We start from the raw sequence: 24,620 nt of genomic DNA, 5'->3' as shown, positions 1-24,620 counted from the left end.
TAAAGTGTGCCGCCGTAAAGTTGGCACCGGTTTTTGCTTTAAAAACATTAAAGCAATGAGGCGCAACGCTGAATCGATTGGGGATTCCCAATCAGGTTGATTTGTGATTCACTCCTTTTAGGGAGGAGATCACATGGGCCGGCCACTTTCACTTGATTTACGCCTTCGCTTTAAAAGGCTCATTTTATCCGGGATGAGCGGGCGTGAAGCAGCACGCCGCCTGCTGATCTCTCCAGCATCAGGATCTCGCTTGGCCCGTAAAGTTCGGGAGGGGCAGAGTTTAATCCCGGTCAGGACAGGGCGCCCAAAGGGAGGCGGAAAATTGGAGCCCTACCTCTCCTTCTTGCGCGAGCTGGTCAATCAAGACGGAGATATCACGTTGATGGAGTTATGTGATGCACTTTTCATGGCTGAGGGAGTGAGGGTTCACCATACTTCCGTCTCCAAGGCTTTGCGCCGTCTTGGCTACACCTATAAAAAAAATCGTTGGTGGCAACCGAGCGTGGCAAACTCCATGTACAAAATGCCAGAGATGAATGGCGCCACACCCGTCAGCCTATAATGCGTGATCTGCCTGAGAGACTGGTGTTTCTCGATGAAACCAGTGTTAAAACGAATTTAACCCGGCTGCGAGGCCGAGCCTTTAAAGGGGAACGAGCCCTTGACACAGCGCCGTTTGGACGCTGGCAGAACCAGACCTTTATCGCCGGTTTGACCCACGAGGGACTCATTGCGCCCTGGGTTCTGGACGGGGCCATGAATGGCAAGGCATTCACCACTTATATCACGACACAACTGGCTCCATGCTTGCACCCTAAAACGGTGGTCATTCTGGATAACCTGTCCACACACAAAGTTCCAGAAGCCGCAAGGGCCCTCAGACAAAGCGGGTGTTGGTTCCTTTTTCTGCCGCCCTATTCTCCTGATCTCAATCCTATCGAAATGGCGTTTTCCAAGCTCAAAGCACACCTACGCAGAATGAAAGCCAGAACCTTTGAGACCTTGATAAAGGCTCTGGGTGACATATGCGATCTGTTCACACCCCAAGAGTGTTGGAATTACTTCAAGGCAGCTGGATATGTTTCAGTATAAAGGCTCAAGACTATAGGTTAAAGCGCTTATAATCAATGGCTGCCCGTGATATTCCAGATCACGGGCAGCTTTTTTTATTTCAGGCCAAGCTGGTCGGCTGGCCCAAGATTGATGAACTGGGTTTCCCCTGATGCATCATCTACCCCGTCATTGTCCGTTATGATGATCACGGCGCCGTCTATGGTGCGTGCCATGCCTTCAACCTTATCAGGTGTCCAGCCGTTGCTGCGGGACAGCGCGGGAAGCAGGTCCACAACGACATTCTTCTTGAGGACGGGAAGCTTTTGCCCATGGGGCATAAGATCGATACCATCAAGGGAGACTGTGGTGATCTGTTTGATTGCCGCTGCCTGACCGCCTTTGTTGTCTCTTTCAAGAAGTGCGAGGCGGTTATTTCCAAGTGAAATAATTTCAGAAAGACCAACCCAGCCTCCTGCTTTGCTGGCGGGCGTATCAAGTGGGTAGTGGGCAAATGCCCAGCTGTTGTCTTCTAGGGTATAAAAGCCCAGCTTAACAAGCCCTTTTTGATCGTCCTTCCATTCCCGCTGGAAAGCGACAGCGACTTTGGTTTGCCCGTTGTAGCTGAACTCCGCCACACCTTCCAAGGAATAGGAACTTTGCACCTCAAGAAGAGATTGAGGTAGTTGGACTTCTTTAAGAATGGATCCGTCACTTGCAACCTCCAGAAGAAGAGGAGGGCGGTCTTTCGCATTGCCTTCGCTGGCCAGCCAAAAGCCGCCATTGGTGCTTAGGGCAATACCTTCCAAGTCCAAATCAGCGGGCGAGGGAAGAGTGATGTACTCTATAATTTTTGCGGGGCTATGAGACCTGTCAATTTTTAAGATGCGGGCTTCATCATAAAAGCTGTCTGAAACTGCATACAAAATGTTCGGGTCTTGCTTGCTGGCGGTAAGGCCCGAGAGGGCACCCCAGCCTATGGGCGCGTTGGTGCGGTCATCCATGTCAGAGACAAGATGGGGGTAAAAAGGGGTCTTGGCCCCGAACTGATAAAGGCTCAGGTGTGAGCGGACATTGTCCTCAAGGGACTCGCCCTCATTTGCAACGACGAATAGGCCGCGCTTTGGCAGAGCCAGCAAGCCCTCTGGGGCAATATGGGTGGGGAGGAACTGGACAAACTCCGGCGTGCTGCCCGTATCCTTATAAACGGCGACGAAGTTGCCGCGCTCGGAGTTGACAAAAATATATGTCTGTTCGCCGAACTTACCTGTTGCGACACCTTCCGGCTCAACACCCTTCTTGTGAGCGCGTTTGGCTGGATAGTGCCCGTATGACATGGCCAAATGTTCCATGCTGCCACCGCTGTCAAAAAGGACGTCGCCTTTTTTATTCCAGATGGTGAAACCACGGGAACCACCCTTGTAATCGCCCTCATTGGCCGTAACAAAACGTTCGTCGTCGATCCAGGCTACCGCGTCGGGTTCACGGGCGATTGAGTTAATGGAGCCAGAGGCATCACTCATTTTCGCTTTTCTAACGGGGATATTCATAGCAGACGCGTGTCCGGCTGGAAAATGGTTTTGCACCCTACCAGTTTTTAAGTCTACGAGCGCCAGATGGTTGTTTTCCTGCAGCGTTACCACTACGGTATTGTCGTTGTTAATGGAAACAAATTCGGCTTCAGGGTCGGAAGGGGCCACGTGTGCCAACCCGCTCAAACTTGTGCGACGAACGCTATCGCAGTTTTGCAGTTGCCCATTTGTATCCAGATCAAAGGACGCAAGGTAACCGGCTGGAGCTTGCGGAATAACGCCCTCATTCAAATCCTCATCCCGCTCGTTCTCAATGGCCACAGTGAGAAACTTGCGGTCTGGCGAAAGGGCAACGGAATCCGGCTGCCCCCCAAGGTCACATTGGCCTGTTATTGCCAGTGTCTTCACGTCGACAATAGCAAGGTGACCGGAAGGCTGAGTGTAACTTTGGGAGGTATTTACGCCCACATAGGCATAGCCTCCGGCAACCGCGACTGAGGTGGGCTCACCGCTCAAGGCAACGCGCCCTTTGGGAGATGGCTGGTAGATGTCATCAATGCCAAGGAAAACCAGCGCGTGCGCGGGGCTATCGGTGAAAACCAGTGTTTTCTCATCATCAGTTGCGGCAATGATCTCGGCAGATGTCTTGGTGTCCAGCTGCGCGCTTTCCTCCAGAGTTTTATAAACGGGGTAGGTGGCGACACGCTCGAAATAAAGCTGGTCGGCAGCGAGCGTAACCGAGGTACTGCTCAGCGCCAGAGCCGTAAATGTAACTGCGCTGGAAAGCGTGATATATTGTTTTCGCATTCAAGAACTCCATTGGGAAAGCCGAAAAACGCGCTGACGCTAGCGGTGGCATATGGAGGCCCGATGACAGAATTTTGAAACTTATATGACTGGGAAGCTACGTGACGGGGCTGGACTGGGTTACCATGACTTTGTTGGCCTTGATTTTTTTTCTCCCCTAAAGTTTGTTGAGTTCAACTGTTAGATAGTTCGTAGTAGGCCTAAAGTGTAGGTGCGGTAGATAGTCCCCGCGCAACGCTTTTGTGACGTAATGGTCAGGTGAAGGACCTATATTTCTACTCTCTCTAGAATTTTTAGTTTTTAATTTCTTGCGGCGCTATGAACTAATACATGCGTAATTCAGCTTAAAGTCGAAGTATTCCCGCTTTGATTTCCTGTTATATTTTGTGGATCAACTAAAACTACCTACCCGAATGAGCATGTCTCAATTGACAATTCGGGGTGGTATGTGTCGAGTTATGCCATTGAGATTTGTTTGGCTATTATAACTTGGTTGTTATGGCTGACCGAACAATTTTAGGGGTATTGGGAATTCTACCCCGGCGTATTTAGGCTAGGCCCTTGTTTGATGTGTTCAGGTGAGGAGCCGGAAAAAAGGAATGACCATGATTATAGGAGCTCCAAAGGAGGTCCTTGAAGGGGAACAGCGCGTTGCTCTGACGCCTGAGAGTGCCAAGCAATTGGCAAAATTAGGGTATGAGTGCGTAGTTGAAAGTGGTGCCGGTAGTGCTGCTAACTTCTCCGATGAGGACTATGCCGCTGCGGGTGTTAAGGTTGTCGCCGATGCGAAAGCCCTATGGGAAACTGCGGATATTGTTGCCAAAGTCCGTCCGCCAGAAGAAAGTGAACTGGCGCTTTCTCGTTCCGGACAGATTCTAGTTTCCTTCTTCTGGCCTGCTCAAAATGAAGAGCTGTTAAAGAAGTTTGCTGACAAGAACGTCACTGTTCTGGCAATGGACATGGTGCCGCGCATCTCCCGAGCGCAGAAAATGGACGCACTGTCCTCCATGGCGAACATTGGCGGTTATCGTGCTGTCATCGAAGCGGGTAACAATTTCCCACGCTTCTTTACAGGTCAGATCACTGCTGCCGGTAAGGTACCGCCTGCGAAAGTTCTTGTTGTGGGTGCAGGTGTTGCAGGTCTTGCAGCCATTGGCGCCTCTACTTCTCTTGGTGCCATCACTCTTGCATTTGACGTTCGCCCGGAAGTGGCTGAGCAGGTCGAATCCATGGGGGCGGAGTTCGTCTATCTGGACTTTGAAGAAGAGCAGCAGGACGGCGCGTCTTCGGGCGGATATGCCTCCGTTTCTTCGCCAGAGTTCCGCGAGGCGCAGCTTGCCAAATTCCGCGAACTGGCTCCAGAGGTGGACATTGTTATCACCACTGCGCTGATTCCGGGCCGTGAGGCGCCGGAACTGTGGACCGAGGACATGGTTCAGTCCATGAAAGCCGGTTCGGTGATAGTGGATCTTGCCGCTGAAAAAGGCGGGAACTGTAAACTGACCAAACAGGACGAAAAAGTTGTCACTGATAATGGCGTGACCATTATCGGCTACACCGACTTCCCGTCCCGCATGGCCGCACAGTCCTCGACGCTTTATGCGACCAACATCCGCCATATGATGGACGACCTGACCCCTGAAAAAGACGGTCAGCCAAACGTCAACATGGAAGATGATGTGATCCGCGGTGCGACCGTGACGCACGAAGGGGCGGTTACATTCCCGCCACCTCCGCCAAAGATTGCAGCCATTGCCGCGCAAAAGCCAAAGGCACCTGAAAAGACTGCCGAAGAGCTGGCCGCGGAAGAAGCAGCTGCCCATAAAGCGGCAGGCCGTCGCCAGTTTGGCCTTCTGGCCACCGGCGCAGTTGTGATGGGTCTTATCGGCATGTATGCGCCGGCTGACTTCATGCAGCACTTCATCGTGTTTGTTCTGGCTGTGTTCGTGGGCTTTCAGGTTATCTGGGGCGTTGCCCACTCCTTGCACACACCGCTGATGGCGGTCACCAATGCCATTTCCGGCATTATCATTCTGGGCGCCTTGCTGCAGCTGGGATCGCCAAGTTGGATCGTCATGATCTTGGCTGGCATTTCGGTGCTCATTGCAACCATTAACATTGTCGGGGGCTTCATGGTGACACGCCGTATGCTCCAGATGTTCAACAAGTCTTAAGCGGGGAGCGAAGAACTATGTCTATCGGACTTCAAACCGCCGCTTATATTGCGGCCACCGTCCTGTTCATTCTGTCTCTTGGCGGACTTTCCAATCAAGAAAGCGCCAAGCGAGCCGTATGGTTCGGTATTGTCGGTATGGCTATTGCTGTGCTCGCCACCATTTTGGGCACTGGTGTTAATCTTGGCAGCGGCGCAGTTGTCACTGTTTTGATCATCACCATTGTGGTTGGCGCGGTTATCGGTGTCATTGTGGCGCAGCGCGTTGAAATGACGGGCATGCCGCAGCTTGTGGCGGCGCTGCACTCCTTCGTGGGTCTGGCTGCTGTTTTCATCGGCATCAACTCCGACATCAATCCGCCTGAGGGCCTTGTTGGCGCTGCTCAGGTTATTCACGAAGTGGAAATCTTCCTCGGCGTGTTCATCGGTGCGATTACCTTCACAGGTTCCATCATTGCCTATGGCAAGCTGGCTGGAAGCATTGGCGGTAAAGCCCTGATCCTGCCCGGTCGTCACCTGCTCAATGCGGCTATGGTAATCGTCTCTCTTATCCTTCTGGTCATGTATATGAACCATGCTGGATCCTGGACGCTTTACCTGATGACCTTGATCGCGTTTGTGATCGGTGTTCACATGGTTATGGCCATTGGCGGCGCGGATATGCCGGTTGTGGTTTCCATGCTCAACTCCTATTCGGGCTGGGCAGCTGCGGCAACAGGCTTCCTGCTTGGCAACGATCTGCTCATCGTGACAGGTGCTCTTGTAGGCTCTTCCGGTGCGATCCTTTCCTACATCATGTGTAAGGCTATGAACCGCCACTTCCTCTCGGTTATTCTGGGCGGCTTTGGCAACACCTCCGGTCCAGCACAAGAGATCGAAGGGGAAATGGTTCCAACGGACAGTGACTATGTTTCTGAAGCGTTGCACGATGCCGATAGTATCGTGATTGTTCCGGGCTACGGCATGGCTGTTGCGCAGGCACAGCAATCCGTTTCCGAGCTGACCAAACGTCTTCGTGCCAAGGGTAAAGACGTTCGCTTTGCAATCCATCCGGTTGCTGGCCGCTTGCCCGGACACATGAACGTTCTGCTGGCTGAAGCGAAGGTTCCCTACGATATCGTTCTGGAAATGGATGAGATCAACGACGATTTCCCAGAAACGGACGTTGTGATTATCATCGGTGCCAACGACATCGTGAACCCGGCAGCACAGGAAGATCCAAACTCCCCAATCGCCGGTATGCCGGTGCTGGAAGTTTGGAAAGCCAAGAACGTGTTCATCTCCAAGCGCGGTCAGGGCACCGGTTACTCCGGTATCGAAAACCCGCTGTTCTATAAAGAGAACTCCAAGATGTACTACGGCGATGCCAAAGGCTCCATCGACAAGCTGCTCCAGCTAATCGACTAAGTTTAGCATCCCTAGTGAAAATTAGAGGCCCCGCCTAGGATTTGGCGGGGCCTCTTTTATTGGTACGGACCTAAGTACATTTAAGAGATTTTCAGGTCCTACGATACTATTTATTTTGCTATTGCCAGAGACGGAATTATAGAAACACATAGCGGAACACCCCATGAATCTGAGAATCATTGGCGGAGGTATTGTTGGGCTTTGGGTCGCAACTGAGGCGGTTAAGGCAGGTTTTCGCCCTCAAATAGTTGAACAGTTTACCACAGGTCATGATCTGGGCTCCAGTCATGGAGATAGCCGCATTTTCCGCAGTGCCTATTGGGAGGGACTGGAGTATGTCCAGTTAGCCCGTACATCGCTTGATCTTTGGAAATGGCTGGAACACGTTAGTGGTGAAAAGGTTATTGATGAAGTGGGTGCCTATTACCTAGGGAACGAAGCTGGACCACTTATCAAAGGTGTAAAAGCTGCTGTTAAGGCATTCAATATACCGGCACATTGTTTTTCTCCTTTGCAGTTTCATATAAGAGGCGGGGAGAAAGCCAAAATAGTTCTGGAAGATCGGGCCTGTGTAATTCTGGCGAACGTCGCCATTAATGCTCTTAAACAATTTTGTTTGAATGCGGGAGTAGATCTTCTAGAGAACAGCCAGTTCGAAGTCGAAGATGATCACAATATTCCAACTATATATTGCTGTGGACCTTGGCTAGCAGATTGGCCCGAATATAAAGAAACTCTCACAAGCACTCGTGTGTATTGCCACTATTTTTCCTACGACACCCCTATTAAAATTTTTAATAAAATCATTATTATTGAGGGGCGTGACGGACGTATGCTCTACGGAATTCCAACTGGGCCTGATACTATGAAGGTTGGCTGGCATAATTATCTGGATATCCCCATGGCTCCGGGTGTTTGTGAGCGGAGCTGTTCCCGCGAACATATAGAGGAAATTTCCAAAGCTTTGTGTTCAGTGACAGGGGCAGGCTTGGCACATAAGCAAAGCCATGGCTGTTATTATACCAACAGCTTAGACGGAAATTATGTTATAGACCGCCTTGCACCCAAGAAGTGGGTTATTGGTGGTTTGTCAGGCCATGGCTTCAAATTCTCACCCGCTCTTGCCAAGCTGGTTATTGAGGGACTGGCTCGAAATATGATGCCGGAACCACTCCGCGTTTTCAGTTCTAGCCGCTTCAAAAAGGCTAGTGAAGACCCTATCCGAATGTCCAATAAGCCAGAACCGTTGTATTTGGGAGATAAATGGAAAGTTTAGTTGCAGTATGGCAATAGGATTCCCTTACCTTAAGGAAATAGACGTCCTCTTACCCTCCTTGACGAATTTACTGAGCCCATGATGGACGGGTGTGAATGTCTGCTCCCAGCATGGGGCCCGCCAGAAAGTAAACGGCCAGTGTAATTGTCAAAATTCCGACTACATTCATTAAAATACCGGCCCTGATGAAATGGCTGATCTTCAACCTGCCGCTCCCAAAAATAACAGCGTTGGGAGGTGTGGCAACCGGCATCATAAAAGCGTAGGAGGCAGCAAAAGTTGTGGGGAGCATGAGGAGGATCGGGTTTACATTGATGGACGAGCTCAGGCCCACAAGAATTGGCAGCATGACCAAGGTGGTTGCTGTGTTTGATGTAATTTCCGTAAGCAAAGTCATAGCAATGCAAATTACAATGATAATTGCAATGTTTGGCAGTTTGCTCAAAATGGCCAGATGATCCCCCAAATAGTCCGCAAGACCGGTGACAGAAAAACCTTCGGCAAGGGCGAACCCTCCGCCAAACAGAATAATCACGCCCCATGGCAATTTTGAAAAGCAGTTGGAATCCAAGAGGGTAGCGCTAATCCTTCTTGCTGGTTTTGATCTGGTTGGCACAATGAAGAGGATAGAGGCCATTAAAACAGCGACCGTGGCATCATTTATTAGTGCTATGACAGGAAAAGCCTCTGCCCAGCCTTTCAATGTTGCAAATCCAAACTCCAGATCCCTGCGTGTAACCCACAAGAGCGCTGTGATCGAGAAAATGGCGAGTACCCACCACTCTTCGGGGGAGCACTTTCCCAGCTTGAGATAATCCTGATCGATCTCTTCACGGGTCAGGCTGATCCCTTTTCCTGTAGGAAACAACAGTTTCACCAGTATGAGCCAGATAAAGGCTAGCATGACCACCGCAATGGGAAGTGCCATCAAAATCCAGTCAGCAAAGGCGAAGGCAGGGGCGTTGGGATAGTTTTTCTCATAAATACTGAGGAAGGCGAGGTTCGGGGTGGAGCCAATCAATGTGGCCATGCCGCCAACGGAAGCGGCATAGGCTATCGCCAGCATCAAGGCGATTGTAAACGGCTTGATCGCCTCTTTTCCAAATTTCTCCTCCAGTTTGTAGACCATTGAAAGACCAATGGGGAGCAGTAAGAGGGTTGTTGCTGTATTTGTGATCCACATGGACAGGAAGCCTGAACATAGAATAAACCCCAATATGATCCTGTCGGGATGGCCGCCAATGGAGCGGATAATAATAAGGGCGATGCGCTTATGCAGGCCCCATTGCTCCATAGCCAGAGCAATCAAAAATCCGCCGATGAATAAAAACACAATGGTGTTGAAATACTGCTGGGCAGCCTCTGCGGCGGACATGATCCCAAGGATCGGATAGAGGGCGAAGGGGAGAAGGGCTGTCATGGCAAGAGGGATAGCTTCGGTGAACCAGTAAACCCCCATGAACAGAGCAAGAGCCGACATGTTTCTGATTGGAACCATTTGCGGGTCCACAGGCATACAAAGCACACCAAAAAACAGGATTGGCCCGACAAAAAGGCCAATCCACTGCGATCGGTTTCTCTCCTGATACTCGCCGGGCATGTGGCTCCTCTGATTTTCTCCAGTTTTTATGGAGCTACTTGCAGAAAGGTGAACAGGTGCGGCAATCTCAATTAAAACAGTGCTGTGATGGGGCTCACTGTAGAGATTGGGTGAATAGACTCTGTATTTTTCTCCGCATAGTCCTGGGAAAAAAAATGGCTGCGAACAGAGCTGGAAAGCCGCATTTCCTGCCAGCTACAACTTGGAATTATGACTGCAATGATTACAAACTAATCAGTTTATCTACTTTTAGTTGCGCATATTTTGAGCATATTGTAATGCGAATTTTTTGTGCACTCCGTTCTGGCTCAACTTTAAATCATTAGCTTTATCAATGTTTTAACGAAACTTTTCGGCAAAATTTCTCAACTGGCACACCCCTTGCAATCTAATTCGAGGAATTTATTGAATGACAGGAGGGTGACGTGAAAATTTCAGCAGCGGTTAAAGGACTTGGTGTCTCGGTAGGACTTATGGCAGGTACGGTACTTGCTGGAGGTGCGGCAGCTGAAGAGACGATCAAAGTCGGCATCCTTCATTCCCTGTCCGGTACAATGGCAATTTCAGAAACCACTTTGAAAGATGCAATGCTCATGCTCATTGAAGAGCAGAATGAGAAGGGTGGTCTTCTAGGCAAAAAGCTGGAGCCTGTGGTGGTCGATCCCGCCTCCAACTGGCCGCTGTTTGCGGAAAAAGCCCGTGAGCTTCTGGCTGTTCACGAAGTGGATGCGGTGTTTGGAAACTGGACGTCGGTTTCGCGTAAATCCGTCCTTCCTGTTTTTGAAGAGCTGAACGGCATTCTGTTCTATCCCGTTCAATATGAAGGGGAAGAAAGCCAGCGTAATGTATTCTACACAGGTGCATCCCCAAACCAGCAGGCCATTCCGGCGGTAGATTATCTGCTTGAAAACGAAGAGGTGGAACGCTGGGTTCTGGCGGGCACCGACTATGTTTATCCGCGCACAACCAACAAGATTTTGGAGGCTTACCTTCAGTCTAAAGGCGTTGCTGCTGAAGATATCATGATCAACTACACCCCGTTCGGGCATAGTGACTGGCAGACAATTGTCTCTGACATCAAGGCCTTCGGTTCATCGGGCAAGAAAACCGCTGTGGTTTCCACCATCAATGGCGATGCTAATGTGCCTTTCTATAAGGAGCTGGGCAACCAAGGCGTTTCCGCTGAAGATATTCCCGTTGTCGCCTTCTCTGTAGGTGAAGAAGAGCTGGCAGGGCTGGATGCAGAGCCGCTTGTGGGCCACTTGGCAGCTTGGAACTATTTCCAGTCCGTCGATACCGACATTAATGCCGATTTCATCGATACATGGCGCGCTTTTGTTAAAGATGACGAGCGGGTCACCAACGATCCTATGGAAGCGCATTTCATCGGCTTTAACATGTGGGTGAAGGCCGTTGAAAAGGCTGGCACCACAGACGTGGACAGTGTGATTGATGAAATCGTTGGCGTGTCTGTGCCAAACCTTTCTGGCGGCTATTCTACCATGATGCCGAACCACCACATCACCAAGCCGGTGCTGATTGGCGAGATCCAGGAGGATGGCCAGTTTGATATTGTGGCTGAAACCGATGGTCTTGTAGCAGGTGATGCGTGGTCCGACTATCTGCCTGAATCTGCAAAGCTAATTTCCGATTGGCGTAAGCCCATGGAGTGCGGCAACTTCAATGTTGAAACCTCCAAATGTGGTGGTGGAATTTCTACCAATTAGTCATTTCAAATGGTCTGGCGGGTGGCATGGCCCGCCGGACTTTCCATCTTAAAACTGTCGAGTTTTCTATGAAAATTTTTCTCCGCTTCATAGTTGCCGTGACAGTGCTTTTTTCTGCCGGAATAACCTCCGGTAGGGCAGCGCAAAGCCTGCCTGAAATGATTGATGCATTGTCGACCGGAAAAATTAAAGATAGGGCAGGGCAGGTCGAAGCCCTTCTGAAAACGAAAGACCCGCGTCTTGTTCCAGTGTTCCAAGCCCTGACAGAGGGAACACTTTATTATAACCGTAAATCGGGCAAGGTTTATCAGGTCAAGGAGCAGGGAGACACAACGGTCCTGTTGGACCCGCTCTCAGGCGCTGCCACACAAGAGGCGTTCTCCAAGAAGACCTATAAAAAGGTCAAGGTCAACAACAAGCTGCGCCGTATGCTGCGCGGAGCTATGGCCGAGTTGACCTTGTTCAGCCCAGATGAAGCATTGCGCTTCACCGCTGCTCAGGCCCTTGGCAAAGGTGCAAACCCGGACAATTATGAGCTGGTGGCCAAGGCCTTGGCTGAGGAAACCTCAAAGGACGTCCGCCAAGCTCTCGTTATTGCGGGTGCCTCTATGGTGCTTAAAGGCGCCTCGCAAGAGGAAGATGTAATCCTTGCGGCGATCCAAAGCTTGAAAGACGAGGGCACACAGGAAGCCCTTGGCGCCTTGAACAGTTTCGAGGCAAAGGCGGAAGGTGCCCAAAAGCAAGCCGCCCTTGCAGCAATTACAAAAATTGAAAAGAACATCGCGTTCTGGAACAGCCTGCAAAATGTGTGGTACGGCCTGTCACTAGGCTCTGTCCTCCTGCTTGCGGCCATTGGCCTTGCCATCACCTTCGGCGTGATGGGTGTCATCAATATGGCTCATGGGGAAATGGTGATGCTGGGGGCGTACACCACCTATGTGGTGCAGGAGCTGATCCGTACATTTTATCCTGAAGCCTTCAACTACTCTTTGGCACTGGCCCTGCCACTTGCCTTTCTCGTTGCGGGCGCTGTGGGTCTCATCATGGAGCGGGGCATTATCCGCTTTCTTTATGGCAGGCCTTTGGAAACGCTGCTGGCTACATGGGGTGTTTCCCTAGTGCTGCAACAAAGCGTGCGGTCCATTTTTGGTCCAACCAACAAGGAAGTGGGCAACCCCGATTGGATGTCCGGTGCGTTTGAACTGGGCGGGCTTTCGCTCACCGCCAACCGCCTCTGGATCATGGCGTTCTCGCTGGTGGTGTTCGCGGTTCTGCTGTTCGTTCTGAGACGCTCTTTCTTTGGCCTCAAAATGCGCGCTGTGACCCAGAACAGGGCGATGGCCTCGTCTATGGGCATTCGCACCCCGTGGGTGGATGCCTTCACATTCGCTCTTGGCTCGGGCATTGCGGGTATGGCGGGCGTTGCACTTTCGCAAATCTCCAATGTTTCACCCAACTTAGGCCAGACCTACATCATCGACAGTTTCATGGTGGTGGTGTTTGGCGGTGTTGGAAACCTTTGGGGCACACTTGTGGGCGCCTTTACTTTGGGTGTGGCCAACAAGTTCCTAGAGCCCTATTCGGGTGCGGTTTTGGCCAAAATTCTCACACTGGTGTTCATTGTATTGTTTATCCAAAAAAGACCACGTGGCCTGTTTGCCCAAAAAGGGAGGGCCGTTGAGCAATGATCTCCTCCTATCTTTATAAAGCTTTGGATGGCAAAGCGCTTTGGGTAGTGGGCCTGTTGTGCCTTGCAGCGGTGTTTGTGCCTTTTGCCAATCTTGTGCTGCCGGTGGACCACCCTTTCCATATTCCAGATTATATGGTGGGCTTGCTCGGCAAATACCTCACCTATGCCATGCTGGCCTTGGCGCTGGATTTGGTCTGGGGGTACTGCGGCATTCTCTCGCTCGGCCACGGAGCATTCTTCGCGCTTGGTGGCTATGCCATGGGCATGTACCTCATGCGCCAGATTGGATCGCGCGGCGTTTATGCCAACCCCGTCCTGCCGGATTTCATGGTTTTCCTCAATTGGGAAGAGCTGCCGTGGTTCTGGTACGGATTTGACCAGTTCTGGTTTGCGGCCCTCATGGTGCTGTTTGTGCCCGGATGCCTTGCGTTCGTGTTCGGCTGGTTTGCCTTCCGCTCGCGGGTGACGGGAGTTTACCTTTCCATCATCACGCAGGCCATGACCTACGCTCTGTTGCTGGCGTTTTTCAGAAACGACATGGGCTTTGGCGGCAACAATGGCCTGACGGACTTTAAAGACATTCTGGGCTTTTCCCTGCAAAGCGGGGGCACGCGGGCAGCATTGTTTTCAGCCTCCGCCATAGCGCTGGCGCTCACCTTCCTGCTGTGTTCGTCTATCACCCGCTCCACGCTGGGCAAGGTGCTGGTGGCGGTTCGCGATGCGGAAAGCCGCACCCGTTTTATCGGCTACAAAGTGGAGCATGTGAAGCTGTTTGCCTTTGTGGTGTCCGCCATGATCGCGGGGCTTGCAGGCGCGCTTTATGTGCCGCAGGTGGGTATCATCAACCCCGGTGAATTTGCTCCGGCCAATTCCATCGAAGTGGTGATCTGGACCGCCGTCGGCGGGCGGGGAACTCTTGTTGGCCCCATCATCGGTGCACTTCTGGTCAATGGCGGTAAGAGCTATTTCACCGCAGCTTTTCCAGAGTTCTGGCTGTTTATGCTGGGGGCGCTGTTCGTGCTGGTGACCTTGTTTATGCCCAAAGGTATTGTGGGCGTGTTTGCTTCCCTCAAAACTAAGCTGATGACAAAACGGAACTCTGCACCTTCCACCGATGGTGGAAGGGTGCAGCCAGAGGCCGGAACGGGTGTTGCCGTGGCGGAGACGGTTTCCCTTGATCCGGCCTCTCCTTCGCAAGTCTCAGTAGACCAACCCAAGAAGGAGGCAGCAGGATGAGCGTGAAAGGTTTGAAGGACAGAAACCCCCTTCTTTATCTTGATGGTGTGTCCGTCAGCTTTGACGGGTTCAAGGCCATCAACAACCTCTCCCTCGTGGTGGAGAAGGGCGAGATGCGGGCCATCATTGGCCCAAATGGCGCGGGCAAAACCACCATGATGGACATCATCACCGGCAAAACCCGCCCTGATGAAGGAGCTGTGTTCTTTGACGGGGACATTGATCTTACCAAACATGATGAGGCGGACATTGCCCGCCTTGGCATTGGCCGCAAATTTCAAAAGCCCACTGTTTTTGAAAGCCACAGCGTGGAGGACAATCTTGTTCTCTCCCTCGATCGTCCAAGGGGCGTCTTTGCTACTCTGTTCTCGAGCTTGAGCGGGAGTGACCGTGACAAGATTGATGAAATTCTGGAGACCATTCGGCTTTCCCATCGGCGTTCAGAATTGGCCTCTGACCTTTCCCACGGGCAAAAACAGTGGCTGGAAATCGGCATGCTTTTGGCGCAGAACCCCAAGCTTTTGCTGGTGGACGAGCCGGTGGCGGGCATGACGGACGCTGAAACGGTGGAGACCGCTAAACTGCTGCGAAGATTGGCTGAAAAGCATTCGGTCATCGTGGTTGAACACGACATGAGCTTTATTCGTGATCTGGATGTGAAAGTCACCTGCCTTGCAGAAGGCTCGGTGCTTTCTGAAGGAACGCTGGATTTCGTTTCTTCTGATGAAAAGGTCATTGAAAGTTATTTGGGGAGATAACATGCTCACACTCAACGTTGAAAATGTTGACCTGTACTATGGGGCAGCTCAAGCGCTGCGCGGGGTCTCGCTGGAGGCAAAGGCGGGGGAAATTACCTGTGTTCTGGGCAGAAACGGCGTGGGTAAAACCTCCGTTTTGCGAGCGATCACCGGCCACCACGCGATCTCTTCGGGGCAAATTTGCGTGGATGGAAAGCCGCTCAAGGCAACGCCCGCCTATAATCGTGCAACCCAAGGTATAGCTTACGTTCCGCAAGGCCGTGAAATCTTTCCTCTGCTCACAGTCAAAGAGAATCTGGAAACAGGATATGCTTGCCTTAAACGGAAGGAGCGAGTAATACCGGAAGAGGTATATACGCTGTTTCCCGTACTAAAAGATATGCTGGGACGGCGCGGCGGAGACCTGTCTGGCGGGCAGCAACAGCAGCTTGCTATCGGGCGGGCCTTGGTCACAAAACCACGCCTCCTTGTACTAGATGAGCCGACCGAAGGTATTCAGCCTTCCATCATCAAGGATATCGGCAGGGCTATTCGCTACCTTCGCGATGAAACTGGCCTGTCTATCTTGCTGGTCGAGCAATATCTGGATTTTTGCCGTGAACTGGCGGATCAGGTTTATATTCTGGATCGCGGCGAAGTGGTGCACGAGGGGCCAGCAGAAGATTTGGACCGGGATGATGTACGCAAATACCTTACAGTTTGAGGAGGGCCAGAGCGCACCTTTAGGATATTCCAAAATGCAGCGCACCTATGGCAACGGGCGAGCCTCGTTCAAATGGGATGAGCGCAGCGGTATTTCGCGTCTGGATGGTCTTTATCAAGAAGGGGCGGCAAAGATCCGTTTTCCGAGAGTCTATGGCGAGCGGGCAGAGGCCGTACTCATCAATACCAGCGGTGGAATTACCGGAGGGGATGCGCTGCACTGGCAGCTGGAGGCAGGCGATAACACCTGTGTGGATGTGACCACGCAGGCCTGTGAGAAGCTTTATAAATCCAACGGCGGCGTGGCAACTGTCTCCACCGTTCTTAAAGTGGGCGAGGGGGCAGACCTTCACTGGCTGCCACAGGAAACCATCGCCTATAACAATTCCGCTCTCAAGCGAGAGTTGAGCGTCTATATGCACCCGAGCGCCCGCTTTCTGGCTGTTGAAGCCTTTCTTTTGGGAAGGCAAGCTATGGGGGAGACCGTGGAGCAGGGCTCTTTGAAGGATCGCTGGCGGATATTTAAGGGCGAGCGGTTGATCCATGGGGAAGATCTGGATTTGGGGGGAGCGATCTATGAAAGTTCCGGCAAGGCAGCCGTACTTGATGGCGCCCGTGCATTCGCCTCGGTTCTTTATGTAGGGCCTGAAGACGATGAGCAGATGGAAACGCTTCTTTCAAGCATAAAACCCAAGGCACCAGATCTCTCGTTTGGCGTGAGCGTGTTTAACGGAAAAACGACGGCGCGACTGGCGGCTGCAGACGGTATATCCCTCCGGCGAAGTCTTGTTCCTTTCCTGCAAGCAATGCGTGGTGGCACGCCCTTGCCCAAACTTTGGAATTCTTAAAAGCTGAGAAAATTTGCCGAAAGGCTTCATCGCATAACTGCATGATTGAGCGCAGTTTTTATAAATTGTGCTTTAGGAGTAAGAATGAATTTAACGCCAAGAGAAAAAGACAAGCTGCTTATTGCCATGGCGGCCATTGTCTCCCGTAACCGCCTGGAGCGCGGTGTGAAGCTGAACCACCCCGAAGCGATTGCCATCATTACAGACTTTGTCGTGGAAGGCGCGCGCGATGGGCGCACGGTTGCAGACCTCATGGAAGCCGGTGCCCATGTGATCACCAGAGATCAGGTGATGGAAGGCGTGCCGGAGATGATCCACGACATTCAGGTGGAAGCCACATTTCCCGACGGCGTAAAGCTGGTCACAGTTCATGAACCCATTCGCTAGGAAGGCCAACCATGATTCCAGGTGAAGTTATTACCGCCTCTGGCGATATTGAGCTCAACAAGGGCAGCAAAACTCTGGTACTCACCGTTGCCAACTGTGGCGACAGGCCCGTGCAGGTGGGCAGTCACTATCACTTCTTTGAGGTAAATGGTGCTTTGCAGTTTGACCGTGAAAAAGCAGAGGGGATGCGGCTGGATATTGCCGCGGGAACTGCTGTGCGGTTTGAACCGGGGCAAGCGCGGGAAGTGACCTTGATCCCCTTTGGCGGCACGCGAAACATCACAGGTTTCCAGATTAAACATCTTGACAAGGTGGAGGGGTAAACATGGCGAAAAACATTTCACGGGCAGCTTACGCTCACATGTTCGGCCCCACCGTGGGCGACAAAGTACGCCTTGCCGACACCGAACTTTTTATTGAGGTAGAACACGACCTGACCCACTACGGGGAAGAAGTGAAATTTGGTGGCGGCAAAGTCATTCGCGATGGCATGGGGCAAAGCCAGTTCTCAAGGGCAGATGGCGCAGTTGATACAGTCATCACCAACGCACTGATCGTGGACCACACGGGCATTTTTAAGGCTGATGTGGGCTTGCGGGATGGGCGCATTGCCGCCATCGGTAAGGCTGGAAATCCAGATACGCAGGACGACGTGAACATCGTCATCGGGCCGGGAACAGAGGCAATTGCAGCTGAGGGCAAAATTCTCACAGCTGGCGGCATGGATGCCCATATCCATTACATCTGCCCGCAGCAAATTGAAGAAGCTCTCACTTCGGGCATAACCACCATGCTTGGCGGCGGCACCGGCCCAGCCCACGGCACTTTGGCCACAACCTGCACACCGGGCCCGTGGCACATTGGCCGCATGATTCAGGCCGCAGATGCATTCCCCATGAATTTGGCATTCGCTGGCAAGGGAAATGCATCCCATCCAAAAGCACTTGAAGAAATGGTGCTGGGCGGGGCTAGCGCGTTGAAGCTCCATGAAGATTGGGGGACGACCCCCTCGGCCATTGATACGTGCTTGCGCGTTGCCGACCAGCATGATGTTCAGGTGATGATCCACACGGATACGCTCAATGAAAGCGGTTTCGTTGAAAACACCATAGAGGCTTTTGCAGGGCGCACCATCCATTCCTTCCATACTGAAGGAGCAGGGGGCGGCCATGCGCCGGACATCATCAAGATTTGCGGGCTCTCCAACGTCCTGCCATCTTCCACCAACCCAACACGTCCTTACACCAACAACACGGTTGCCGAGCACTTGGATATGCTCATGGTTTGCCACCATCTGGACGCTGACATTCCAGAGGACATAGCCTTTGCAGAAAGCCGTATCCGTAAGGAAACCATTGCGGCGGAAGACATTTTGCATGACATGGGGGCGTTTTCCATCATCTCCTCCGACAGTCAGGCCATGGGCCGTGTGGGCGAGGTGCTTATCCGCACTTGGCAGACAGCAGACAAGATGAAACGCCAGCGCGGCGCTTTACCGAGCGAGACGGGTGACAATGACAATGAGCGGGTGAAACGCTACATTGCCAAGTACACCATCAACCCTGCTATTGCTCACGGCCTTTCCAAGGAAATCGGCTCCATTGAAGTGGGTAAACGGGCTGATCTGGTATTGTGGTCTCCGGCATTCTTTGGCGTGAAACCGGATATGGTTCTGGTGGGCGGCACCATTGCAACGGCCGTGATGGGCGATCCCAATGCCTCGATCCCCACACCCCAACCCGTGCATTACCGTCCCATGTTTGGCGCATACGGCAAGAGCGTTTCAAACTCGTCGGTGACATTTGTCAGCAACGCAGCTTTGAATGACGGCCTTGCTGCAAAGCTCGGGGTTGAAAAGCAAATGGTGGCGGTCTCCAACACCCGCTCCGGCATTTCCAAGGCTTCCATGATCCATAACAATGCCATGCCGCATATGGAGGTGGATCCGGAAACCTATGAAGTGCGGGCCGATGGCGAGTTGCTCACCTGTGAACCGGCGGATGTGGTTCCCATGGCACAAAGGTACTTCTTGTTCTGATGCATGTATCACGAGACTATAAACGAGCGGAGGAGGCGCATGGCTTGAAAGTCATCGCCTCAATGGAACTGGCCTCCCATGAACGTCACTTGCGCCGCAAAGTTCTGATCGCGCAAAGCGGGGAAGAAGTGCTGGTGGAACTGGAACACGCGGCGGCGCTTGGGCACGGAGATGTACTGGTTCTTGAAGATGGTAGAGGTATCCGCATTGAAGCGGTTGTAGAACCTCTTTTTGAAGTGAAGGCAAAGGACACCCTGCACCACATGCAGCTGTGCTGGCACTTGGGAAACCGGCATTTGTCCGCGCAAATCGAGCCCGCTCGTATTCTCATTGTCCGCGATCATGTGATCAAGGATATGCTGGAGGGCCTAGGCGCGGCAGTGAATCCCGTTGAAGAGCGATTCACGCCGGTTCGCGGGGCCTATCATAAGCAAGGCCACCACCACGCCCACGGGCATACTCATGAGTGAGACGGGCCTCTCCCTCAATGCACTCTTGCAACTGCAAACGTGGCTTTCGCCAGCGTTTCCCATCGGTGCGTTTTCCTATAGTCACGGGCTGGAAACTGCTGTGCATTTGGGAAAGGTTCATGAGCGCACATCGGCAGAGGCATGGCTGGAAGCGTTGCTGTTTCACGGCAGCGGCCACAATGATGTGATCATGCTTTGCCAAACATGGCGGGCGGCTTCAAAAGGGGAGTGGGAGGAGGTCCGTCAGGTCAATGATCTGGCCCTTGCCATGGCCCCCAGCAAAGAGCGTTATCAGGAAACCGCGTTCCAAGGGTCTGCATTTTTGAGTGCGGCAGAAGCGTGGATAGACGAGCTTCCCCCTCTCTTAACGTCGGGGCCTGTGGCTTTGCCCGTTGCTGCGGGGGTGGTGACGGCGCACAAAGGCATACCGTTAGAGGCGGCAGCAGGGGCATTTGTACAAGCGTTCATTGCCAATCTGGTGTCCATGTTAGTGCGCCACATGCCGCTGGGCCAAAGTGAGGGGCTTAAACTTCTCCATGCGCTGGAGCCCAAAATTGCGAGGCTGGTGCAGGACACTAAAGACAAAACACTGGATGATCTGGGCGGGGCGGCGATTATTTCCGATATTGCCAGCATGGCCCACGAACTCCTAAGAACCAGGATCTATAAATCATGAGTGCATCATTCGGCCCCTTGCGCATTGGAATTGGCGGACCCGTTGGATCGGGTAAAACCACACTCACAGAGCAGCTTTGCAAAGCGTTGCGGGATGATTATTCCATCGCCGTGGTTACCAATGATATTTACACAAAAGAAGATGCCGAAGCGCTGGTGCGCTCTCAAGCACTCTCCGCTGATCGCATTGTAGGCGTGGAAACAGGTGGTTGCCCGCATACGGCGATCAGGGAAGACGCCAGCATCAATCTTCAAGCCATCGACACTTTGAACCAGCGGTTTCCCGATCTGGATATGGTCCTGATCGAATCTGGGGGCGATAATCTTGCCGCCACCTTTTCACCGGACCTAGCCGACCTCTCAGTCTATGTGATCTCGGTGTGTCAGGGAGAGGAAATTCCGCGCAAAGGCGGACCGGCTATCTCTCGCTCCGACTTCTTAGTGATCAATAAATCTGATCTAGCGCCGCATGTTGGTGCCGATCTTGATGTGATGAAGCGGGATGCAGAGCAGGCCCGCTCTGGAAAACCCTTCGAGTTTACAGACTTGAAGAGAGGCAGGGGGCTGAACGCCGTTATTGACTTCATCCTGAAAACCGGAGGGATAGCGCGCACCGCCTAAGGGTTCTAAAAGAATCCTTTGTGTCTATTTAGTGGCGATGATAGGAGGGGAATGCGGCAGGGCCGGTGTAGAACTGGGGCAAGAGGTTTATATTTCTTCAATTTCAGTGGAATTCCTCACAGATTGCACGGTGAACGCTTGTAAAGTCAGGCTGCTGCATTTTCTATCGGACCACTATTTATTCTTGCGGGCAGCCGGGGTATGGCGCTCGCCTCTCAATTGGTTTGAGTATAAAGGCTAGTAAAATGATAAGAGCGCTGCGCGTCCCTTCGGCCGCTGTTTTAATGCTATCGCTTGCAGCTTGCACAACGACGAACCCTTATACGGGTCAGTCCCAGATCTCCAAAACAGCCGGTGGTGCGGGTATTGGTGCGGCCACTGGTGCTGTTATTGGGGCAATTGCCGGTGGGTCTGACAAGCGTGTTGAAGGCGCTTTGATCGGCGCTGCCGCTGGTGGCCTTGTGGGCGGCGGTATCGGCAATTACATGGACCGTCAGGAAGCACAACTACGCCAGCAGTTGCAGGCCTCCGGCGTTTCCGTTCGCCGTGCCGGCAACCAGATTGTTCTGGTCATGCCCAATGAAATCACCTTCGGTGTGGATCAGGTGGCTCTCAGCCCACGCGCCATGCAGGTGCTCACCTCTGTTGCCTTGGTTGGTAAGAAGTTCGACCGTACTCGCTTGAACGTGGTCGGCCACACGGACAACACCGGTTCTGCCCAGCACAATCTGGAGCTTTCCCAGCGCCGCGCGCAAGTCGTCAGTGCTTACCTGATGAATCAGGGAATTGCACCGCAGCGCCTGTCGTCAGTTGGCTACGGTATGACAAACCCGATTGCCTCCAACAACACAGCAGCCGGACGTGCCGCAAACCGCCGCGTGGAAATCATCCTCACTCCTATGCAGTAGACCGAGGATCATCGTTTTTTGTATCCCAAATGCACGTTCATCTTTAAGCTGGGCGTGCATTTTTATTTATGTATTCGTGTTTTAGATTCCTTAGCACTTCATAAGTGGTCAGTTAATCAAGGGTTTGTAACTTTTTCATATTTTGGGGAGAATTTTATAGTGTGTGACGAGGCACAGAAATTTGAAAACAAACAGATCTGTGTTGGCTGTGTCAGTGAAATATTCCTGCGTGACCATATTGAAAAAGCGCAGTTAACGGGTCAATGCGAATATTGCGAAAGTCAGGATTTGGTCATTTCGATGGGAAATCTATCTGAATTCATTGGAGCGGCATTCACTAAACACTTTTTGCGCACAAACAATGAGCCCGAACCATGGGAGACTATACTGATCAATGATAAGGAGAGCACCTACGTATGGCACCGTGAAGGAGTACCTATAATTGATGCAATTATGGATGAGGCACAGGTTCCCAAAGAAGCTGCCATAGATATTCAGGGCATTTTGGCAGCAAAACACTATATTTCCTGCATGGAAGAAATAGGTGAAGAAGGTGAATTCTCTTCAGATGCTTACTATGAGCAAATAGCGCCGGGAGATAAAGAGTGGCAGGAAGAGTGGAGACGATTTGAAAAAACAATTAAAACTGAATCTCGTTTCTTCAGTCAATCTGCTACTAAGCAGCTCCGTAACTTGTTCGATACACTCGATGAAATGAGAACTTATAATGGGCACCCTCTCATTGTCGATGCAGGACCATGCACGAAGTATACTCATTTATTTCGTGCGCGCGTTTTTCAGAAAGAAGAAACCTTAATAAACTCCTTAAAACGGCCTGACCTAGAGCTGGGAGCCCCTCCCTCTCATTTGGCTAGTTCTGGACGAATGAATTCGCGAGGAATTGCAGTATTTTATGGGGCAACGAGTGTGGGAACAGCACTGGCCGAAGTTCGACCACCCGTTGGAAGTAAAACTACCGCTGCATGTTTTGACATAACTCGCCCTATAAAGTTATTGGACTTAACCGCTCTTGAAAATATCCAAGAGACAGGGAGTCTATTTGATCCAGATTACGCTTACCGAATAGGGCGAATGACGTTTCTGAAAAAGCTTTGCAAACGTATGACTATGCCCATAATGCCCGATGATCAAGAATCTGAGTACCTTACAACTCAAGCTATTGCGGACTTCTTGGCAACAGAAGGAAAAGTTGCCCTTGATGGAATTATATATCCATCAGCTCAAGTGACTAGTAGTGGAACGAACGTCGTTTTATTTCATAAAGCTTCCCGTTGCAAGAAACTGAATATTCCAAAAGGAACAGAGATTCGGGTGCGTACTCTACACGAAGGGGCAGGGGAAGACATTCAAGTGATTGAGGAGCTTCCAAGTGAATTTAAAATGAGTGACGAGATTGGAAATCAACTTGGAACTGCTGGGGTAAGACTAAGAATGTCAGTCAATCACGATATTGATGACCGTATTGAAACATTATCCTTAAATGCGGAAACAATAGAAGTTCATGTGGTAGAGGCAGTCAGGATTGAGACAAGGCCCACTCCAGTCGTACGCACGCATAATAAGAACGAAGAGAACCCATTTTTAAAGGGATTGGCAACTTTCATTTAGGCCAACTTTTCCATAAGTTCAATACGGTTGCCAAAGGGGTCTTCGGTAAACAAACGCCTATAACCCTTTATCTGTTTTTCATGGGCAAACTCGTAGCCCCCCGCTTCAAGCTTGGCCTCCATGTCGGAGAGGCTTTCCACCAGAAAACCGGGATGGGCCTTTCGGGCAGGAACGAAGTCCTCCTGAACACCAACGTGGAGGTTTACAGGCCCCGCCTGAAACCAGGCACCGCCGCGCCCGCGTATTTCCGCAGGCTTGTCCACCTCTTCAAAACCGAGAGTTTGGCCGTAAAAGTGGCGGGTCTTTTCTTCCTCACCCTTGGGCATTGCAATTTGTATATGGTCTAGGCCAATAATGGACATGAGCTTTCCCTCAAAAATTGTGTGTTTAAAGACGGCTCAAAGGCGTTGTTGCACGGTTGCTGTCAAAAGACCGGCACCAATCAGGAAAGAGCCCCCCACCTTGCCCACATAGCGCAGTGACTTGCCGCCGCCCATTTTTCCGCGCATGCCAGCTGCCATATGCGCCCAGATGAGACTGTTCAAAATGGCAAGCCCCACAAAAGTTGCCTCCAAAATGGCAAACTGGGTAAATAAATCCCCATGCGGATCAATGAACTGGGGCACGAATGCGGTAAAGAACATTATCGACTTGGGGTTCAGAGCCGTCACTACAAAAGTGCTGCGGAAAACACGATAGTTGGAGGTCTTTTGCGTGATCCCTTGAATATTTGAAAGAGCAAAGGACTGGGAGCGCCACATCTTGATCCCCAGCCACACAAGGTAAGCAGCGCCCAATAGCTTGAGAATGGTAAAGAGTGTGGCGGACGTTGCCAGAAGCGCACCAGCTCCCATAAGAGACACAGTCATGGCAACAAAGTCGCCAACGGCCGAGCCTGAAACACTTGCGGGGGCCGTTTGTTTTCCCTGTCCAAGTGCGTAGCTGATAATCATGATCACCGTTGGTCCGGGAATGATGAGAACGGCAATGCAGGACACTGCAAACGCTGACCAAAGCTCGAATGACATTCGTTTTCCCTAAAGTTATGCTTGTTTTGCAGGATAATACACGAATATGCGCAGAAGG

General features: G+C 51.7%; 22 protein-coding genes. 18 read left to right on the top strand and 4 right to left on the bottom strand.

Annotation, left to right across the window (positions count from 1 at the left end):
- Positions 1-133 precede the first annotated feature (133 nt).
- Positions 134-1,092 (top strand): IS630 family transposase gene (locus tag P6574_RS11985; protein WP_310619020.1). Its coding sequence is split into 2 segments (ribosomal slippage): positions 134-475 and positions 478-1,092, totalling 957 coding nucleotides; the frame shifts between segments, so codons are not numbered across the junction.
- A gap of 74 nt (positions 1,093-1,166) precedes the next feature.
- On the opposite strand, the gene P6574_RS11980 is transcribed toward P6574_RS11985, so the two are convergent.
- Entirely contained in the window at positions 1,167-3,389 is a 2,223-nt protein-coding gene (locus tag P6574_RS11980; protein WP_310620510.1) for an esterase-like activity of phytase family protein, read from the bottom strand.
- 605 nt (positions 3,390-3,994) lie between these two features.
- Here P6574_RS11980 and P6574_RS11975 point away from each other — a divergent pair.
- From P6574_RS11975 to P6574_RS11965, 3 genes are all read left to right on the top strand, one after another.
- A complete protein-coding gene (locus P6574_RS11975) occupies positions 3,995-5,563 on the top strand; it encodes a Re/Si-specific NAD(P)(+) transhydrogenase subunit alpha (RefSeq protein ID WP_310622157.1) in 1,569 nt (522 codons plus the stop codon).
- A gap of 17 nt (positions 5,564-5,580) precedes the next feature.
- The gene (gene pntB, locus P6574_RS11970) at positions 5,581-6,969 is read left to right on the top strand and encodes a Re/Si-specific NAD(P)(+) transhydrogenase subunit beta (protein ID WP_310620509.1); all 1,389 of its coding nucleotides are present in this window, start codon (positions 5,581-5,583) and stop codon (positions 6,967-6,969) included.
- A 163-nt stretch (positions 6,970-7,132) separates the two neighbouring features.
- Positions 7,133-8,245, top strand: coding sequence for an FAD-dependent oxidoreductase (locus P6574_RS11965; RefSeq protein WP_310620508.1), 1,113 nt, complete (start codon positions 7,133-7,135; stop codon positions 8,243-8,245).
- A 67-nt stretch (positions 8,246-8,312) separates the two neighbouring features.
- On the opposite strand, the gene P6574_RS11960 is transcribed toward P6574_RS11965, so the two are convergent.
- Positions 8,313-9,845: an SLC13 family permease gene (locus P6574_RS11960; protein ID WP_310620507.1), complete on the bottom strand. Its 1,533-nt coding sequence runs from the start codon at positions 9,843-9,845 to the stop codon at positions 8,313-8,315.
- Between the two features lie 425 nt (positions 9,846-10,270).
- Here P6574_RS11960 and urtA point away from each other — a divergent pair, with 425 nt between their 5' ends.
- The 14 genes from urtA to P6574_RS11890 all read left to right on the top strand — a co-directional run bounded on the left by urtA (position 10,271) and on the right by P6574_RS11890 (position 23,534).
- Positions 10,271-11,572 (top strand): urea ABC transporter substrate-binding protein, encoded by a 1,302-nt coding sequence (urtA, locus tag P6574_RS11955; protein ID WP_405048097.1) that lies wholly within the window; start codon positions 10,271-10,273, stop codon positions 11,570-11,572.
- 68 nt (positions 11,573-11,640) lie between these two features.
- Entirely contained in the window at positions 11,641-13,260 is a 1,620-nt protein-coding gene (gene urtB / locus P6574_RS11950) for an urea ABC transporter permease subunit UrtB (RefSeq protein WP_405048096.1), read from the top strand.
- A complete protein-coding gene (gene urtC / locus P6574_RS11945) occupies positions 13,257-14,498 on the top strand; it encodes an urea ABC transporter permease subunit UrtC (protein ID WP_310620506.1) in 1,242 nt (413 codons plus the stop codon). Before urtB ends, urtC begins: the two co-directional genes overlap by 4 nt.
- Positions 14,495-15,256 (top strand): urea ABC transporter ATP-binding protein UrtD, encoded by a 762-nt coding sequence (gene urtD, locus P6574_RS11940; protein ID WP_310620505.1) that lies wholly within the window; start codon positions 14,495-14,497, stop codon positions 15,254-15,256. The genes urtC and urtD overlap by 4 nt, the downstream gene beginning before the upstream one ends.
- A 1-nt stretch (position 15,257) precedes the next feature.
- Positions 15,258-15,959: an urea ABC transporter ATP-binding subunit UrtE gene (urtE, locus tag P6574_RS11935; protein WP_310620504.1), complete on the top strand. Its 702-nt coding sequence runs from the start codon at positions 15,258-15,260 to the stop codon at positions 15,957-15,959.
- Positions 15,960-15,993: 34 nt separating this feature from the next.
- Positions 15,994-16,806 carry an urease accessory protein UreD gene (locus tag P6574_RS11930; RefSeq protein WP_310620503.1) on the top strand — a complete coding sequence of 271 codons (813 nt, stop codon included), beginning with the start codon at positions 15,994-15,996 and terminating at the stop codon, positions 16,804-16,806.
- 84 nt (positions 16,807-16,890) lie between these two features.
- Positions 16,891-17,193, top strand: a complete 303-nt coding sequence (locus P6574_RS11925) for an urease subunit gamma (protein ID WP_310620502.1) — start codon at positions 16,891-16,893, stop codon at positions 17,191-17,193.
- Positions 17,194-17,204: 11 nt separating this feature from the next.
- Positions 17,205-17,516, top strand: coding sequence for an urease subunit beta (locus P6574_RS11920; protein ID WP_310620501.1), 312 nt, complete (start codon positions 17,205-17,207; stop codon positions 17,514-17,516).
- Between the two features lie 2 nt (positions 17,517-17,518).
- Complete coding sequence (gene ureC, locus P6574_RS11915) at positions 17,519-19,231, top strand: urease subunit alpha (RefSeq protein ID WP_310620500.1); 1,713 nt, start codon at positions 17,519-17,521, stop codon at positions 19,229-19,231.
- Positions 19,231-19,701 (top strand): urease accessory protein UreE, encoded by a 471-nt coding sequence (locus tag P6574_RS11910; protein ID WP_310620499.1) that lies wholly within the window; start codon positions 19,231-19,233, stop codon positions 19,699-19,701. The genes ureC and P6574_RS11910 overlap by 1 nt, the downstream gene beginning before the upstream one ends.
- A complete protein-coding gene (locus P6574_RS11905; protein ID WP_310620498.1) occupies positions 19,694-20,377 on the top strand; it encodes an urease accessory protein UreF in 684 nt (227 codons plus the stop codon). Before P6574_RS11910 ends, P6574_RS11905 begins: the two co-directional genes overlap by 8 nt.
- The gene (gene ureG / locus P6574_RS11900; RefSeq protein ID WP_310620497.1) at positions 20,374-20,997 is read left to right on the top strand and encodes an urease accessory protein UreG; all 624 of its coding nucleotides are present in this window, start codon (positions 20,374-20,376) and stop codon (positions 20,995-20,997) included. The genes P6574_RS11905 and ureG overlap by 4 nt, the downstream gene beginning before the upstream one ends.
- Before the next feature lie 245 nt (positions 20,998-21,242).
- Positions 21,243-21,905, top strand: coding sequence for an OmpA family protein (locus P6574_RS11895; RefSeq protein ID WP_310620496.1), 663 nt, complete (start codon positions 21,243-21,245; stop codon positions 21,903-21,905).
- Between the two features lie 159 nt (positions 21,906-22,064).
- A complete protein-coding gene (locus P6574_RS11890) occupies positions 22,065-23,534 on the top strand; it encodes an RES family NAD+ phosphorylase (RefSeq protein ID WP_310620495.1) in 1,470 nt (489 codons plus the stop codon).
- On the opposite strand, the gene P6574_RS11885 is transcribed toward P6574_RS11890, so the two are convergent.
- Positions 23,531-23,896: a VOC family protein gene (locus P6574_RS11885; RefSeq protein WP_310620494.1), complete on the bottom strand. Its 366-nt coding sequence runs from the start codon at positions 23,894-23,896 to the stop codon at positions 23,531-23,533. The two genes, P6574_RS11890 and P6574_RS11885, sit on opposite strands and share 4 nt — an antisense overlap.
- A 36-nt stretch (positions 23,897-23,932) precedes the next feature.
- Positions 23,933-24,562 (bottom strand): LysE family translocator, encoded by a 630-nt coding sequence (locus P6574_RS11880; protein ID WP_310620493.1) that lies wholly within the window; start codon positions 24,560-24,562, stop codon positions 23,933-23,935.
- Positions 24,563-24,620: the final 58 nt, after the last annotated feature.

This window comes from Pseudovibrio sp. M1P-2-3 (genome assembly GCF_031501865.1).
Classification (GTDB): Bacteria; Pseudomonadota; Alphaproteobacteria; order Rhizobiales; family Stappiaceae; genus Pseudovibrio; species Pseudovibrio corallicola.
This window is presented reverse-complemented; position numbering and strand designations above follow the sequence as displayed.

What these genes read in the sequence shown, in the direction of transcription:
- P6574_RS11980 (WP_310620510.1), bottom strand. Translation starts at nt 3,389, where the DNA reads ATGCGAAAACAATATATCACGCTTTCCAGCGCAGTTACATTTACGGCT.
- P6574_RS11975 (WP_310622157.1), top strand. Translation starts at nt 3,995, where the DNA reads ATGATTATAGGAGCTCCAAAGGAGGTCCTTGAAGGGGAACAGCGCGTT.
- pntB (WP_310620509.1), top strand. Translation starts at nt 5,581, where the DNA reads ATGTCTATCGGACTTCAAACCGCCGCTTATATTGCGGCCACCGTCCTG.
- P6574_RS11965 (WP_310620508.1), top strand. Translation starts at nt 7,133, where the DNA reads ATGAATCTGAGAATCATTGGCGGAGGTATTGTTGGGCTTTGGGTCGCA.
- P6574_RS11960 (WP_310620507.1), bottom strand. Translation starts at nt 9,845, where the DNA reads ATGCCCGGCGAGTATCAGGAGAGAAACCGATCGCAGTGGATTGGCCTT.
- urtB (WP_405048096.1), top strand. Translation starts at nt 11,641, where the DNA reads ATGAAAATTTTTCTCCGCTTCATAGTTGCCGTGACAGTGCTTTTTTCT.
- urtC (WP_310620506.1), top strand. Translation starts at nt 13,257, where the DNA reads ATGATCTCCTCCTATCTTTATAAAGCTTTGGATGGCAAAGCGCTTTGG.
- urtD (WP_310620505.1), top strand. Translation starts at nt 14,495, where the DNA reads ATGAGCGTGAAAGGTTTGAAGGACAGAAACCCCCTTCTTTATCTTGAT.
- urtE (WP_310620504.1), top strand. Translation starts at nt 15,258, where the DNA reads ATGCTCACACTCAACGTTGAAAATGTTGACCTGTACTATGGGGCAGCT.
- P6574_RS11930 (WP_310620503.1), top strand. Translation starts at nt 15,994, where the DNA reads ATGCAGCGCACCTATGGCAACGGGCGAGCCTCGTTCAAATGGGATGAG.
- P6574_RS11925 (WP_310620502.1), top strand. Translation starts at nt 16,891, where the DNA reads ATGAATTTAACGCCAAGAGAAAAAGACAAGCTGCTTATTGCCATGGCG.
- P6574_RS11920 (WP_310620501.1), top strand. Translation starts at nt 17,205, where the DNA reads ATGATTCCAGGTGAAGTTATTACCGCCTCTGGCGATATTGAGCTCAAC.
- ureC (WP_310620500.1), top strand. Translation starts at nt 17,519, where the DNA reads ATGGCGAAAAACATTTCACGGGCAGCTTACGCTCACATGTTCGGCCCC.
- P6574_RS11910 (WP_310620499.1), top strand. Translation starts at nt 19,231, where the DNA reads ATGCATGTATCACGAGACTATAAACGAGCGGAGGAGGCGCATGGCTTG.
- P6574_RS11905 (WP_310620498.1), top strand. Translation starts at nt 19,694, where the DNA reads ATGAGTGAGACGGGCCTCTCCCTCAATGCACTCTTGCAACTGCAAACG.
- ureG (WP_310620497.1), top strand. Translation starts at nt 20,374, where the DNA reads ATGAGTGCATCATTCGGCCCCTTGCGCATTGGAATTGGCGGACCCGTT.
- P6574_RS11895 (WP_310620496.1), top strand. Translation starts at nt 21,243, where the DNA reads ATGATAAGAGCGCTGCGCGTCCCTTCGGCCGCTGTTTTAATGCTATCG.
- P6574_RS11885 (WP_310620494.1), bottom strand. Translation starts at nt 23,896, where the DNA reads ATGTCCATTATTGGCCTAGACCATATACAAATTGCAATGCCCAAGGGT.
- P6574_RS11880 (WP_310620493.1), bottom strand. Translation starts at nt 24,562, where the DNA reads ATGTCATTCGAGCTTTGGTCAGCGTTTGCAGTGTCCTGCATTGCCGTT.